This window comes from Calditrichota bacterium (assembly GCA_013112635.1).
GTDB lineage: Bacteria > Calditrichota > Calditrichia > Calditrichales > J004 > JABFGF01.
The window spans coordinates 416150-431544 of the sequence record JABFGF010000002.1 but is presented as its reverse complement, the minus strand read 5'-3'; the positions used below and the strand labels follow the sequence as shown (position 1 = coordinate 431544).

The window sequence follows — 15395 nt, the reverse complement described above, 5'->3', positions numbered from 1 at the left end:
TCAAGTATTAAAAATGGATTATACTCTATGAGTTGGATTGAAGATGTACTATCTCCTGAAACCCGTCAATGGGAAGAGTTTTATAGAAACCGTTTCCAGCACGATAAAGTCTACCGCAGTACACATGGTGTTAATTGTACAGGTGGATGTTCATGGCAAATTCATGTAAAAGAAGGTATTGTAGTCTGGGAAACACAACAGGTCGATTATCCTCTTTTGGAGGGTAACCTGCCTCCTTACGAACCACGCGGATGTCAGCGCGGTATTTCTTTTTCATGGTATCTTTACAGTCCACTTAGGATAAAATATCCATTGGTGCGTGGGGCACTGATTGACGCTTTCCGTGCAGAGAAAAAGAAAACGGGCGATGCCGTTAAGGCCTGGGAAAGCCTGCAAAATAATTCGGAAAAAAGACGGGAATATCAGCAAGCCCGGGGAAAGGGTGGTTTCCGCAGAACAACCTGGGACGAGGTCTTGGAAATAATGGCTGCCGCTAATATATACACAGCCAAAAAACATGGCCCGGATAGGGTAATCGGATTCTCTCCAATACCTGCGATGTCGATGTTAAGCTATGCGGCAGGTAGCCGTTTTCTGCAATTATTTGGTGGTGTAAACCTCAGTTTTTATGATTGGTATTGCGATCTGCCAAATGCTTCACCGGAAATATGGGGTGAGCAGACAGATGTTTGTGAAAGTGCCGACTGGTACAATTCTAAATTTATCGCTGTTATGGGTGCAAATTTAAATATGACCCGCACACCGGATACGCACTTTTTTGCAGAGGCACGCCATAATGGAACCAAAGCAGTTGTATTCGCACCGGATTTTAACCAGGTAGCCAAGTATGCGGATCAATGGGTTCCACTTCATGCCGGGAGTGATGGTGCCTTTTGGATGGCCGTTACCCATGTGATCCTTAAAGAATTCCATCATGAACAGAAAGCGCCTTACTTTATTGATTATGTAAAAAGATATACTGATAGCCCTTATTTGGTTGAGCTGCAGGAAGTTGATGGCAAATACAGGGCCGGTCAGCTTGTCCGCGCAAAACGTATTTCGAAATATAAAGATGTCAATAATGGTTCCTGGAAATTCCTGAATATTGATGAGAAGACTGGCGACCCTGTTATGCCCAAAGGAAGTATGGGGCACCGCTGGGATAAAGAGCAGGGTAACTGGAATATGAAATATGAAGATGGCGCCAATAACCAGGCATATGATCCTGTCCTTTCATTTCTTGACAAGAATGACGGTATTGGCCAGGTTGATTTTACAGATTTCGCGCTCAATAGTAAACACACCAGGGGCGTTCCGTTTCGCTATCTTGAAACAGATGATGGTAAAAAAATTGCTGTGACCACAGTTTATGATTTAACAATGGGGCAATATGGTGTAAACCGTGGATTGTATGGTGATTATCCAAAAGATTATACAGATAAAGATGCTACCTATACACCGGCCTGGCAAGAAATTTTTACAGGTGTTGATGCAAAGACAGTAGAAGGCTTTGCCCGTGAATGGGCTAAAACAGCAATCGCTACCGAAGGTAAATGCATGATCATAATCGGTGCCGGTATAAACCACTGGTACCATAACAACCTTATTTACCGTTCCGGGATTATGGCCCTTATGTTATGTGGTTGTGTCGGTAGAAACGGTGGAGGGCTTAATCATTATGTAGGCCAGGAAAAGCTTGCTCCTATGGATTCCTGGGGTACAATTGCTTTGGCCAAAGATTGGGTTGGTGGCGTACGTGTTCAGCAGGCACCAATTTGGCATTATATTAATACATGCCAATATCGTTATGACGGAAAAGCCTCCAACTACAATACTGTGCCAGAAAATGATATAACTAAAAGGCACACAGCTGATTTAATCTATAAATCAGTTCGGATGGGCTGGATGCCATTCTACCCTCAGTTTAATAAAAATACTTTAGAGCTTTCTAAAGAAGCTATTAAAAATGGTGCGCAAAATGATGATGAAATTAAAAAATATGTTCTCGAAAAATTAAAATCCAAAGAGCTTAGTTATGCTGCCGGCGATCCGGATGCTGAAGAGAACCATCCACGGGTTTGGTATATTTGGCGCGGTAATGCAATAATGGGCAGCATGAAAGGGCATGAATATTTGCTAAAACATTACCTGGGAACACATTCCAACGCCATCGGTAAAGATATGACCGACCAGAAACCGGATGAAGTTGTGTGGCACGATATTGCCCCGGAAGGTAAAATGGACCTTGTTGTTGATTTAAACTTCCGGATGGATTCGTCTGCGCTTTACTCGGATATAGTTTTACCCGCAGCTTCCTGGTATGAAAAAGCAGATCTTAACAGCACAGACTTACACTCTTTTATTCACCCACTTTCTGCAGCTATTGCACCGGTTTGGGAGTCTAAAAGCGATTGGGATATTTTTAAAGAGATTGCCAAGGCAACAAGTGAAACAGCGAAAAAGCATTTGGCCGAACCACAAAAAGATATAATCACAGCACCACTTAGCCACGATTCAGCCGATGAAGTTTCCCAACCGGATATGAAAGACTGGTATGATGGGGAATGTGAACCTGTTCCTGGTCAATCGATGCATAAAATCGCCATTGTTGAACGTGATTATACAAAACTTTATGACAAGTTCATTTCTTTTGGTCCAAAAGTTAGGGTAAATGGATTAGGTGCCCACGGTAACAGTTACCAGTGTGAAGATGCTTATGATGAGATGATCGAATCGCCACATTTTGTTGTGGAAGAAATTGACGGTAAAAAATATCCATCTTTAAAGGAAGCAAATAAAGCGGCAAATGTCTTGTTACATATGTCTACCCTTACCAATGGTATCTTAAATTACCGTGCCTATGAAAATGCTGAAAAGCGCACAGGCCTTGTACTTACCGATCTTGCGGAAGGCAGCAAGGATGTAAAAATAACATATGAAGAATTACAGGCACAACCACGCCGTTATAACACTTCCCCGCTTTGGTCTGGCTTAATGAACAACGGCAGGGCTTACTCCGCATTTACTTATAATGTGGACCGCCTGGTGCCATGGCGCACTCTAACGGGCCGTCAACATTTTTACCTGGACCATGAAATGTACCTTGCCTATGGGGAACACTTACCGACATATAAACCATCACCAAAATGGGAAGTTTATGGCGACTTGCGCGAAACATTAAAAGATAAGGATGCTAAAGTTCTCAATTGTTTAACGCCTCATGGCAAGTGGCATATCCATTCTACATATATGGAAAACCTGCGCATGCTTACTCTTTCCCGTGGATGTGAACCATGCTGGTTAAGTGAAAAGGATGCTGAAGAATTAGGTATCAAAGATAATGATTGGGTGGAAGTTTTTAACGATCATGGTGTTTACTGTACACGTGCGGTTGTCAGTACCCGTATACCGGTTGGTGTTTGTATAGTATACCACGTACCGGAAAGGACAGTAGGTATTCCAAAATCTCCTGAGCGCGGAATGAAACGTGCCGGTGGCCATAACAGCTTTACCCGTATCCATTTAAAGCCAAACCTGTTAGCTGGCGGTTATGGACAGTTTTCCTATCACTTTAATTATTGGGGTCCAACTGCTGTTAACCGGGATACTCATGTTGTAGTTAAAAAAATGACAAAAGTGGTTTTTTAAGATGATTCTTAACTCACCAAAAAACTTATAAAAGAATGGTAAAATTATGGATGTAAGATCGCAAGTTTCAATGGTTTTTCACCTTGATAAATGTATTGGTTGCCATACCTGCTCTGTTGCATGTAAAAATATTTGGACTGACCGTAAAGGTGCAGAATATATGTGGTGGAACAATGTGGAAACTAAACCTGGAACCGGATACCCTACCAAATGGGAGGACCAGGAAATCTATAAAGGTGGCTGGGTAAAAAATGGGAAAAAAGTTAAACTGCGCGGCGCTGGAAAATTACGTGGCCTGTTAAATATTTTTCATAACCCAAACTTGCCGGTAATTGATGATTACTATGAGCCCTTTACCTATAAATATCTTGATCTCATTGAATCCCCGGCACAGAATGACCAGCCAACTGCACGTCCGGTTTCATTAATAACAGGTAAGCCCATCGATATAAAAATGGGGCCAAACTGGGACGATGACCTGAGTGGAACGCCAGATTATGCACGTAATGACCCGAACTTGGAAAATCTTACACCGGCAGAACAGGAAGCAATGTTCCAGTTAGAACGGATGGCTTTTTTCTATTTGCCGAGAATTTGTAACCATTGCCTCAATCCGGCGTGTGTCGCATCCTGCCCATCCGGCGCTATTTATAAGCGTGGCGAGGATGGCGTTGTGCTCATAAACCAGAAAGTATGCCGTGCATGGAGAATGTGCGTTACAGCTTGTCCTTATAAAAAATCATATTTCAACTGGGGTACGGGAAAATCTGAAAAATGTATTTTGTGTTATCCGCGGATTGAGTCTGGCCATGCCCCTGCATGTATGCATTCTTGTGTTGGCAGGATTCGTTATTTGGGTGTTATGCTGTATGATGCGGATAAAATTGAATCTACGGTCGCTGAAAGTGATAACGACCAAAACCTGATAGACCGCCAAAGGGAAATGCTGCTCGATCCTTTTGATCCTGAAGTAATTGCTGCTGCAAAGAAAAATGGTGTTGCCGATTCTACAATCAAAGCCGCACAATACTCACCTATCTATAAATTTGTTAAAGAATGGAAAATGGCATTGCCACTCCATCCTGAGTTTGGCACACTGCCCATGTTATTTTATGTACCGCCATTATTGCCAGTTATGGCTTCGCTCAGCGATTCTGATAACGAAGAACAATCAAAAAAAATGGATCCTATTGCTAAGTTTTGGAATGATACATGGCTGTACGACACAAGCACAGAAGAGCTTTGGGGCACAATTGACCAGGCCAGGTTTCCATTAAAATATATGGCCAATATGTTCAGTGCTGGCGATGAGGATAAAATAAAAGATGTACTTAAAAAACTTATGGCAGTACGAATCTACCGTCGTTACAAAACTGTTGGTGATATTGATGAAACAAAAGCAAATAGTGTTCTCAAAGATGTTGGCCTTACAGCGGACTCAGTGGATGAAATTTATTACCTGACCTCTCTTGCAAAATTTGATGACCGCTTTGTTATTCCGGCAGCACATCGAGAACAGGCCATTGAGATGATGGAGTTTACGGGTGATACAAAAGGTTCTTTGGGTTTTGGATTTAAAGAAAAACCAGAGAGAGGATTATAAAAAATTAATGAACAATTCCTATGAACAATATAGTCTATTAGCAGATTTGTTTTATTACCCCATTGCTGGATTTTCAGATGTAGCCGGGAAAGCTCAGGCCTATCTTGATGAACATTATCCTATTGCGGGGAATGAACTCAGGAAATTTACAGATTTTGTTTTACAGGCATCACAGATTGAACTTGAAGAATTGTTTACCCGTTCGTTTGATGTTCAGGCCGCTACCACTTTGGATATAGGGTATGTGTTGTTTGGTGATGATTATAAGCGTGGCCAGGTTTTAGTAAACCTAAACAGTGAACACAAAGAAGCGGGGGTCGATTGTGGTAATGAACTTGCAGATCACCTTCCTAATATCTTACGCCTCTTGCATAAAATGAAAAAGCCTGAATTTAGGGAAAACTTGGTTGAAAAGATTGTTGCACCGGCGGTTAAGAAAATTATCACTGAGTTTAATCCACAAAAGATTGAGAAAAGAAATGTTATTTACAGAAAGCATCACAGAACAATAATAGAAACTTCTAATGATTATGCCCTGATTTATCAATTTCCACTAAAAGCGGTTTACCAGGTTATGCGCGAGGATTTTAATTTTAAGGAAATTGAGCTTCAGCAATCAAGAAGTGATTTTCTTAAATCAGTTGGCAGTGAAATGAAGATTGAACCACAATAATAAATATCTGGAAAGGTATTAAAAATGTCCGTACTTGATAACTTTTTTTATATAGGTTTACCCTATATAGCGCTCGTTGTGTTTTTTGTTGGTACTATTTACCGCTATAAAGTAACCAAGTTTAATTACTCATCACTTTCTTCACAGTTTTTAGAAAGTAGCAGTTTGTTCTGGGGTGCTGTGCCATTCCATTGGGGCATATTATTTTTATTTTTTGGACATTTGGCCGCGTTCCTTATTCCAGACAGCGTGTTGGCATTTAATAGCCATCCATTAAGGTTGCTCATACTTGAAATTACAGCGTTCACTTTTGGAATAATTGTTTTGTTTGGCCTTATGATGCTTTTTATCAGAAGGTTGAAGGACCCACGGTTAAAAGAAGTGACTTCCGCGATGGATATTACTATCGAATTATTATTGCTTGCCCAGGTTATTTTAGGATTACTGGTTGCATTAACTGCCCGCTGGGGTTCATCGTGGTTTGCTGCCGTTCTTACACCTTATCTCTACTCAATATTTTTATTACAGCCAGATATCAGCGCAGTTGCTGCCCTTCCGCTACTCGTTAAACTGCACATTATTGGCGCATACTTAATTGTTTTATTTATACCTTTCTCAAGATTGGTGCATGTTTTGGTAGTGCCTTTGCATTATATCTGGCGGCCGTATCAAAGGGTGATGTGGTATTGGCACCGTAAACAGGTACGCAATCCAAATTCACCATGGACAATGAAGCGGCCTGAGAATAATTAATCTGCGAAACTCGAGGACAAGAAGAGTTTGAAACAATTGGAACACAAACTGTTATACTCTTCTGACTTCTAGCATTTTATGAAGAATCTACAATACTGAGGCTGTATCAATGGATAACCATCTGTCGTTCAAATCTCATAAAATCTTATTCTTTAACACTTTAGCATTTACTATCTGTTTTGCGGCATGGATGTTGAATGGTGTTTTGGTAACTTTTTTAGTGGACAACCAGGTTTTCGATTGGGGCCCTATAGAAATTGGCTGGTTGATGGGAATACCAGTTTTGACCGGTGCGGTTTTCAGGCTCCCGGCAGGTATTTTGACGGACAAATTTGGGGGCAGACCGATTTTTAGTGGTTTGTTAATTCTTTGCGCAATCCCAATGTTTTTACTCTCCTATGCCGATAGCTTCATTTACTTCGCATTGGCAAGTTTTGGGTTTGGTCTAACCGGGGTCAGCTTTGCAATAGGGATTGCCTATACTTCTGTTTGGTACCCAAAAAACTGGCAAGGCCGTGCATTGGGAATTTTTGGAGCAGGGAATGCCGGGGCTGCTATCACAACATTGCTTGCACCTACTGTTCTGAAAAGTTTAACAAACAACGGTGCAAATATAGATGGCTGGCGTACGCTTCCAATTATTTACTCTATTTCACTCGCGGTGATGGGTGTTATTTTCTTTTTGTTTACAACTAATAAGAAACCTTCTGTTTCCAAGAAAACATTAAAAGGAACATTAGCTCCATTAAAAGATATTCGGGTCTGGCGTTTTGGTGTATACTATTTTCTGGTGTTTGGTTGCTTTGTCGCTTTCTCCCAATGGCTTGTACCTTATTTTGTAAATGTATATTACCTACCCCTTGTTACAGCCGGTATTTTTGCAGCATTGTTTAGTTTTCCATCCGGTGTAATTCGTGCGCTTGGCGGTTGGATGTCAGATCATTGGGGTGCCCGAAAAGTTATGTTTTGGGTACTGGCCACTTCCGTGATTATTAGCCTGATGTTGACCATACCACGTATGGACATTTATTCTCCGGGAAGGGGAATTATGAATACTAAGAGTGGTAAAGTAACTTTTGTCTCGGATGAATTAATAAAAGTTGATGAGAAAAGCTACCCGGTCATTTCAAAATCAAATAAAAACAAAATAATCGATAACCAGCTCTTAATTTTTCCAACCAAAGAAGTCTGGCAAGAGCCAATGGTGAAAATAGGTGAACAGGTACCCAAAAAAGCTTTGTTGGCCAAAGGTGTTACGCGGATATATTTTCAGGCAAATGTTTGGATATTCGCAATTTTGATAATACTTATCGGCAGCATTTGGGGTATTGGCAAAGCGGGTGTTTACCGTTTAATCCCTGACCATTTTCCGGATGAAGTTGGTGTTGTGGGTGGAATGGTGGGTGTCCTTGGAGGCTTGGGTGGTTTTTTCTGCCCGATTATTTTCGGTTATTTACTTGAAGGAACAGGTTTGTGGACAAGCTGTTGGATGTTTATGCTATTGCTTTCAGCGATTTGTCTGGTTTGGCTGCACCGGGCCACAGAAGCCATGATCAAAGAAGAAGCGCCAGAGGCCCTGGAGCATATCGACCTTAGCCCACATAAATAATTCCCTGGCTGCTTGAATTGTTATGCGTTGTTGCCAAACAATGGGCAAATATCCAGATCAAACATCAAGTTTACTAAAATAGGAGAAGGAATTGTCAAAAATAAATCTGACTAAATGGGATCCTGAAGATGAACAGTTTTGGGAGACTGAAGGAAAGTCAATAGCTAACCGGAATTTATGGGTTTCAATTCCCAGCCTTCTTGCGGGCTTTGCCGTCTGGTTGATGTGGGGCATTATTACTGTTCAAATGAAGAGCCTAGGTTTTACGTTTGGCAAATCACCCGATGAAGCGATGGGGTTATTATTTATGCTTCCAGCAATTGCCGGCCTTACCGGGGCTACTTTAAGGATCCCAAGTACATTTTTTATTCGTCTTGCTGGCGGAAGGAATACAATTTTCTTTACGACTGCATTGCTAATGATTCCATCTATCGGAACGGCAATAGGTTTACAAGATCCCGGCACATCTTTTGAGTTTTTTATGCTAATGGCTTTTTTATCGGGCTTCGGTGGAGGTAATTTTGCATCTTCAATGAGCAATATCAGCTTTTTCTATCCAAAAAAGACTCAGGGTTACGCACTTGGAATGAATGCCGGCTTGGGGAATTTTGGTGTGACAACTATGCAAATTCTTATTCCTCTGGTTATGACATTTCCAATGCTTGGAGCTTTAAGTGGTGATTCGATGATTTTGTCAAGTTCAAGTGGGACAATCTTTAAAAGAATCGCAGCAGGATCTGAAACGTGGCTTTCTAATTCAGGATGGATCTGGATGGTCTTCCTTATTCCTTTGGCTTTTTTGGGCTGGTTTAAAATGAACAATATTAAAACAGATGCCGTAACGCCCGATTTAAAAAACCCTATTATCTCCTTTGGGCGAATTTCCTGGTTATTGATTATTGGATTTGTGACTGCGGCAATTGGATTATATTTTATTTTAACATTCAAATCCCTAACATGGGTTAAATGGATTGCCCTTCCTTCTGTTATTGCATTGACAGTGTTGTTAATGAAAAAACTTTCTCCAGGAGAAATCAAATCGAACTTAGAACGCCAATACAAAATATTTGATAATAAGCATACCTGGGTTATGACCATTATCTATACAATGACGTTTGGCTCTTTTATTGGATTTGCCGCCGCGGTTGGTTTGGCAATTGAGTATATTTTTAGTGTTAAGCATGTTATGGTTGATGGTGTCATGACCCATAATACACCAAATCCTGATGGCCCTGCTACTTTTATGTATGTTTGGGTTGGTGCTTTTATCGGGGCGTTAATTCGCCCAGTTGGTGGAAAAATTGCCGATAAAACCGGTGGGGCAATTGTAACTCAGTTTGTTGCAATTGTTATGGTTTTAGCATCAATTGGGGTTGGTTATTACTCTCATTTAGCTTACCAATCAGCAACTCCGCAAGATTATTTTGTGCCATTTTTTGTATTGATAGTAATTCTATTTACGGCAACAGGTATTGGAAATGGCTCTACCTTCCGTACAATATCAATGGTGTTTAATGTCGAACAGGCCGGCCCGGCTTTAGGCTGGACTTCTGCTGTTGCGGCTTATGGTGCATTTTTAATTCCAAAAGTTATAGGTGAACAAATGAAAGCTACCACACCGGAGTTGGCTATGTACGGTTTTGCAGTCTTTTATGCTTTATGTGCTGTCTTAAACTGGTGGTATTATCTTGGGCCAAAAGCTGAGTTCAAAAATCCATAAAATTCAAGGTTAGAAATAATTAATAAAATATAAAAGTTTTAAGGATATAATGAATGTCGTAGGTTTTAATCCTGCGGCATTTTTTATTAAGATTAGAGAAGTTTTTTAAATATTAAAAAGGAAATGATGGAAAACTTACAAGATTTGCAAAATCAAGATCCATTAAAAAGAATGGTTGAGAAACAAACGGAACAAGACGAATTTTCACCAATGAACCCGCCTGAGGCTTACGAACCTCCGGATATGGATGCTATCCCTTATGAAAAAATGCCGCCATTTCTTCAAGTTTTAATGGACGAGCACAAAAACTGTATAAAGCAGCTGGATGAATTTGACTCTATTTTAAATCAGCTAAAAGAAAAAGGCCTGGTTGCTGATCCTAAAATTGATGAAGGATTGAGAAACTTTTTTTCATTTGTGGACGAGAAGGTTGTGCAGCACAATCTTAAAGAAGAAAAGATTTTATTTCCAACATTACAAGCGCGCTTTTTGGAAAAAGGAGAGCACGGGCAAGGCCTCAATCCTCAAACAGCTGTAGACATGTTGGAAGATGACCATATAAAGTTGATGCAACTCGCTGCTGTTACATTTAATTTTCTAGGATTATCCGCACGGTTACCGGATACGGCTTCGCGGGCTATTACTTTAGATGCGGCACTAGAACAAGGCAAGGCTCTTGTTGAAATGTTGCGGCTGCATATCTTTCGTGAAGACAGTGTTGTTTTTTCTTCAGCAGTTGAACTGGTTTCTGAAAAAGAGTTTACAGAAATGGAAAAACAGCTTTCCAGATTTGAATAAAACATCAAACTTTACCAACTGTCTAATTCAAATATCATTCCCAACTTAGCTTGGGAGTGATATTGAAAATAATCAATTATCTGAAAAAAGTTCACCCATTTCTACTTTCTTCATTAAAACTGCCCACTTCAGATCGGTATCTTTTTGTATTTGATCTATTTGTGCATCACTTAAATGTTTGAAGCGTCCCTGGTGTTTTATATACTCCTTAACCGGAGTACTTTTATGATCAAGGCTCATAGTGTAGCGAAAACCATCCTCAACCTCATACAATGGGAAAACCTTACTGTTTACAGCCAATCTTGAAATCTGGATTGATTCTTCAGGTGCAGATTTCCAGCCTGGTGGGCAAGGAGATAGAACGTGGATAAATTTCATTCCGCGAATTGATTTTGCCTTTTTCATTTTCCGGATAAAATCATCAGGATAAGCAACTGAGGCAGTAGCCACATAAGGAATATGGTGGGCCAGCAAAATATCAATAATATTTTTTTTCGGTTTTGATTTTGGTGTTTCTGTAGGAGTCGTTGTCGTCCATGCACCCCATGGTGTTGCAGAACTGCGTTGGATTCCTGTGTTCATGTATGCCTCATTATCATAGCAGACATAAATAATATCTTCGTTACGTTCTGCTGCTCCGGAAAGAGCCTGCATACCAATATCAAAAGTCCCACCATCACCGGCCCAGGCCATTACAGTAACGTCGTCTTTTCCCTGTCTTCTTAAACCGGCTTTTACTCCTGATGCGGAAATCGCGGCTGTTTCAAAAGCAACATGCAAAACAGGAACACCATTTACAGAACATGGACTTGGTCCGTCAATAATTGCCCAACAGCATGCCGGAATTACAATCATGGTTTTTGGCCCTAGTGCTTTTAAGGCATAGCGCATGGCCATACTGCCGCCACATCCCGGGCAGGCAACATGTCCCGATTTCATTAACTCAAGGTTGGGTATTTCAAATTTCATCTGGCTCATAATTCAGCTCCATCCAAACTAAGTCTTCGCCTTGTGTGCTGGCGATTAAATGAGTGATAACTTTTTCAATTGTTTTTGGTGTAACATCCCTTCCACCAAGCCCGGCAACATAACCGTTCATAAGTGGATGGTTATCCGAGTTATATAATGCAGATTTTAATTCACTAAAAAATATGCCTCCATGACCAAAAGAAATGTTGCGGTCGAGTACACCAATCTTGCTGACATTTTTAACTATGGACCTTACAATATCTACAGGAAATGGTCTGAATACGCGCATTTTTAGTAAACCAATTTTAACACCTTTTGCTCGGAACTGGTCAATTACAATGCGGCTTGTTCCGGTTATTGTGCCGGAAGTTACAAGTAAAAATTCTGCATCTTCTGTTAGGTACTCTTCAACCAATCCTCCGTGATGCCTTTTGATAATTGTATCGAATTCATCAGCAATTGTTGGGATAAGATGAAGGGCATCTTCCATGGATTTTTGAATATTATAGCGTAACTCCATATAGGCATCTGGCTTAGCCAATCCTCCAAAAGCATGAGGATCATTAATATCCAACTTAAATTTAGGATTGTACTCAGGCAGAAACTGATCTACAAGTTCCTGCTTTGGCAGAGCCACAGGTTCTGTTGTATGAGAAAGAAAAAAGGCATCCATGTTAACCATTACCGGAAGCATAATTTGTTCTGCAAGGCGATAAGCTTGTAAAACCATATCCAAAACTTCCTGGTTACTTTCAGCATAAAGTTGAACCCAGCCCGTATCGCGTTGGGCAAGGCTGTCACCTTGATCGGCCCAAATATTCCATGGAGCTCCTAAAGCGCGATTTACATTAACCATCACCACAGGCAAGCGCGCTCCTGCTGCCCAATGTAGTTCTTCATGCATGAGGGCCAAACCCTGGCTGGAAGTTGCTGTGAAAGATCTTGCGCCTGTTGCCTGGGAACCGATCACACAAGCCATGGCAGAATGTTCCGATTCTACTTTTATAAATTCAGCATCTATATCGCCGGAGGCACACATTTCCGATAGTTTTTCCACAATAGAAGTTTGCGGAGTAATCGGGTATGCCGATATTACTTTTACCCGTGCCAGGCCAACAGCATAAGATGCTGCGTGTGTTCCTTCTGTAACTCTTATTTCCGCGGTGGTTTCAGGATTAAAATATTTTTCAAGCCCTTTGGCTATTATTCCGTTTTCCATTTTATCTCCTCATCAAAAGACATGGCATCGCGCGGGCATTCATGCACACAGATGCCGCAGCCTTTGCAAAAATCATAATTTATATCGTATGCTTTTCCGTTTTCAGAATGTTTAATGGCCACATCCGGGCAAAATACAAGACACGTATCACAGGTAGTACAGTAACCACAGCTAAAGCAACGTTCTGCTTCGTTGATTGCATTTGCCTGGTCAATACCAAGGTTTACCTCAAAAAAGTTATCCACCAACTCAGCCTGATCGCTCCGTTTTTGAACTGGTCTTTTTTCCTTTTTAAAATAATCAAGATTTATACTTTCAAACGGAACCAGCTTGGTTTGGTTTATAAAATGATAGTTTCTATCATTCAAAAAAGCATCAATTGTAAAAGCGGAATTCTTTCCCGTGGCGATAGCATCTACCACTGTACCTATTGGCCCGTTTGCTGAGTCACCGCAAGCAAAAACACCTTTGTAATTTGTCATTTGGTACGAATCAATATTGACGCGACCCCATTGCTCATTTATGGAATCAGGTAAAAAATCCAGATCTGGTGTTTCACCAATGGCCAGCATCACTTGGTCAGCTTCAATCTCAAATTCAGATCCAGCCTTTTCAACAGGTCTTCTGCGTCCATCTTCATCCGGTTCTCCTAATTCCATTTTTATTAAGCGAATCTTTTCAACCTTTTCATCGCCAATAAATTCAACAGGATTTGTCAGATAATTTATCTTAACGCCTTCGGCTTCGGCTTCTTCAATTTCCTCAGGTACAGCCGGCATTTCATGGCGTGAACGGCGGTAAACGATGGTCACATCTGCACCAAGGCGGATAGCACTGCGAGCACAATCGATGGCAGTATTACCACCACCGACGACAACCAGCTTCTTCTTTACTTCCTTTTTATTTTCAATATTAAACTCTTTTAAAAAATGTAACCCGGATGATATGCCTTCTTTGTCTTCACCGGGAACATTTAGAGGCCGGCTTTTGGTAGCACCGGTTGCGATTAATACAGAGTCGTGTTCCATCTGTAGATTTTGCCAATCGATATCTTTGCCAATCTTGCAATTTGTTTTAATTTTTACACCAAGCGACTGGATATCTTTTATTTCTTTTTCCAAAACTTCACGGGGAAGACGGTATTTGGGAATACCCATTTGAAGCATTCCGCCAGGTTCTGGCAAAGCCTCGTAAATAGTTGCAGAATGTCCAAGCCGGGCTAACTGATAGGCTGCTGATAATCCTGCAGGACCGGAACCAATAATTGCAACCTTTAATCCTGTTTTTTCAGCATGAAAATGCTTGGGGTATCCTTTATCCATGTTTTGGTCAGCAACAAATCGCTCCATATTGTTGATGGCAATCGGGCTGTCATATTCTTTTCTGTTACAAACTCCTTCACAAGGATGGTAACAAACACGACCACAAACACCGGGTAAAGGATTATCATCGAGGATAACATGCCAGGCCTCTTCAAATTGTTCTTTTTTTACAAGTTCAAAATAAAGGGGGATTTTCTCACCGGCCGGACAGCCCTTTATACAAGGCGCTGTTTTATTTTCATAATAGGGGCGCATATAACGCCAGCTGCCGGTCTTATTTTTGCTCATATCGGTAACCGACATGGCAAAAACCGGTTTTCCATTTTTAGGATTTAATGCATTTTTCATGAGTGCTCCATCAAATGAATGATAGGATCGATTTTTAATGTTTCATACGCTTCATGTGTGGCCAGCACATTTGCTTTCTTTTTTATCGGGACGGATTCATGAATGGCCACTTCTATCGCTTCGACGCCAATAATTTTAGTAAATTTTGAGAAAGCGCCTAAAATAGCTGTATTTACAATTGGTGTTGACCGTGTTCCCAGGCCGTGTTTTACTGCAATCGAATTTGCATCAATGGTCATCACATCAAATTTTTGCGGCAGTTTAAAGGACGAAGGTTCCAGCCCACTATTAATCAAAATCTTTCCAGCCGGTTTTAAACCGATCGTTACATCAATTGTTTGTAAAAGACTGGCATCTAAAATGATCAGGTGATCGGGTTCATAAATTTCTGTGCGGAGATGAATGGGTTTGTTATCAATACGTGTAAAAGCCATAACCGGGGCACCACGGCGTTCTACACCAAAAGCGGGAAAAGATTGTGCAAATTTACCTTCTCTAAACAGGGCGTTGGCTAAAATTTTGCATGCGATCACGGCGCCCTGTCCACCGCGTCCATGCATTCTAATTTCGATCATAATTACCTCTGTATTAAAGTAGTGATTAGCGATTCATTCACTAATCAGGGATATTTCCATCATACAGTGAGGAAAATCCACTACAAATATACTAAATTAAAACAGGGATAACAAAAAGTTAAAAGGTTTTTATCGGGGATTTTTTAGAAATAATTTCA

11 protein-coding genes are annotated in these 15395 nt (G+C 40.8%); 7 read left to right on the top strand and 4 right to left on the bottom strand.

Features of this window, described 5'->3' with window-relative positions; translation table 11 throughout:
- Nucleotides 1-27 precede the first annotated feature (27 nt).
- The 7 genes from HND50_07090 to HND50_07060 all read left to right on the top strand — a co-directional run bounded on the left by HND50_07090 (nucleotide 28) and on the right by HND50_07060 (nucleotide 10804).
- Nucleotides 28-3648: a nitrate reductase subunit alpha gene (locus HND50_07090; protein ID NOG44978.1), complete on the top strand. Its 3621-nt coding sequence runs from the start codon at nucleotides 28-30 to the stop codon at nucleotides 3646-3648.
- A gap of 46 nt (nucleotides 3649-3694) precedes the next feature.
- Complete coding sequence (gene narH / locus HND50_07085; protein ID NOG44977.1) at nucleotides 3695-5251, top strand: nitrate reductase subunit beta; 1557 nt, start codon at nucleotides 3695-3697, stop codon at nucleotides 5249-5251.
- 7 nt (nucleotides 5252-5258) lie between these two features.
- Nucleotides 5259-5924, top strand: coding sequence for a hypothetical protein (locus HND50_07080; protein NOG44976.1), 666 nt, complete (start codon nucleotides 5259-5261; stop codon nucleotides 5922-5924).
- A 24-nt stretch (nucleotides 5925-5948) separates the two neighbouring features.
- Nucleotides 5949-6677 (top strand): respiratory nitrate reductase subunit gamma, encoded by a 729-nt coding sequence (gene narI / locus HND50_07075; protein ID NOG44975.1) that lies wholly within the window; start codon nucleotides 5949-5951, stop codon nucleotides 6675-6677.
- A gap of 109 nt (nucleotides 6678-6786) precedes the next feature.
- On the top strand, nucleotides 6787-8286 hold the full coding sequence (locus tag HND50_07070; protein NOG44974.1) for a NarK/NasA family nitrate transporter: 1500 nt from the start codon (nucleotides 6787-6789) through the stop codon (nucleotides 8284-8286).
- A 91-nt stretch (nucleotides 8287-8377) separates the two neighbouring features.
- Nucleotides 8378-10006 (top strand): antiporter, encoded by a 1629-nt coding sequence (locus tag HND50_07065; protein ID NOG44973.1) that lies wholly within the window; start codon nucleotides 8378-8380, stop codon nucleotides 10004-10006.
- Between the two features lie 126 nt (nucleotides 10007-10132).
- Nucleotides 10133-10804 carry a hemerythrin domain-containing protein gene (locus HND50_07060; protein NOG44972.1) on the top strand — a complete coding sequence of 224 codons (672 nt, stop codon included), beginning with the start codon at nucleotides 10133-10135 and terminating at the stop codon, nucleotides 10802-10804.
- Nucleotides 10805-10876: 72 nt separating this feature from the next.
- On the opposite strand, the gene HND50_07055 is transcribed toward HND50_07060, so the two are convergent.
- Genes HND50_07055 through HND50_07040 form a run of 4 tightly spaced genes read right to left on the bottom strand, consistent with a single transcriptional unit; the run spans nucleotide 10877 to nucleotide 15237 of the window.
- Nucleotides 10877-11773, bottom strand: coding sequence for a 3-methyl-2-oxobutanoate dehydrogenase subunit beta (locus HND50_07055; protein NOG44971.1), 897 nt, complete (start codon nucleotides 11771-11773; stop codon nucleotides 10877-10879).
- Complete coding sequence (porA, locus tag HND50_07050) at nucleotides 11763-12992, bottom strand: pyruvate ferredoxin oxidoreductase (protein ID NOG44970.1); 1230 nt, start codon at nucleotides 12990-12992, stop codon at nucleotides 11763-11765. The genes HND50_07055 and porA overlap by 11 nt, the downstream gene beginning before the upstream one ends.
- Complete coding sequence (locus HND50_07045) at nucleotides 12977-14662, bottom strand: FAD-dependent oxidoreductase (protein NOG44969.1); 1686 nt, start codon at nucleotides 14660-14662, stop codon at nucleotides 12977-12979. Before HND50_07045 ends, porA begins: the two co-directional genes overlap by 16 nt.
- The gene (locus HND50_07040) at nucleotides 14659-15237 is read right to left on the bottom strand and encodes a pyruvate ferredoxin oxidoreductase (GenBank protein ID NOG44968.1); all 579 of its coding nucleotides are present in this window, start codon (nucleotides 15235-15237) and stop codon (nucleotides 14659-14661) included. The genes HND50_07045 and HND50_07040 overlap by 4 nt, the downstream gene beginning before the upstream one ends.
- Nucleotides 15238-15395: the final 158 nt, after the last annotated feature.

Bases quoted from the DNA above. Each gene is read 5' to 3' on its own strand.
- HND50_07090 (NOG44978.1), top strand. From the start codon at position 28: ATGAGTTGGATTGAAGATGTACTATCTCCTGAAACCCGTCAATGGGAA.
- narH (NOG44977.1), top strand. From the start codon at position 3,695: ATGGATGTAAGATCGCAAGTTTCAATGGTTTTTCACCTTGATAAATGT.
- HND50_07080 (NOG44976.1), top strand. From the start codon at position 5,259: ATGAACAATTCCTATGAACAATATAGTCTATTAGCAGATTTGTTTTAT.
- narI (NOG44975.1), top strand. From the start codon at position 5,949: ATGTCCGTACTTGATAACTTTTTTTATATAGGTTTACCCTATATAGCG.
- HND50_07070 (NOG44974.1), top strand. From the start codon at position 6,787: ATGGATAACCATCTGTCGTTCAAATCTCATAAAATCTTATTCTTTAAC.
- HND50_07060 (NOG44972.1), top strand. From the start codon at position 10,133: ATGGAAAACTTACAAGATTTGCAAAATCAAGATCCATTAAAAAGAATG.
- HND50_07055 (NOG44971.1), bottom strand. From the start codon at position 11,773: ATGAAATTTGAAATACCCAACCTTGAGTTAATGAAATCGGGACATGTT.
- porA (NOG44970.1), bottom strand. From the start codon at position 12,992: ATGGAAAACGGAATAATAGCCAAAGGGCTTGAAAAATATTTTAATCCT.
- HND50_07045 (NOG44969.1), bottom strand. From the start codon at position 14,662: ATGAAAAATGCATTAAATCCTAAAAATGGAAAACCGGTTTTTGCCATG.
- HND50_07040 (NOG44968.1), bottom strand. From the start codon at position 15,237: ATGATCGAAATTAGAATGCATGGACGCGGTGGACAGGGCGCCGTGATC.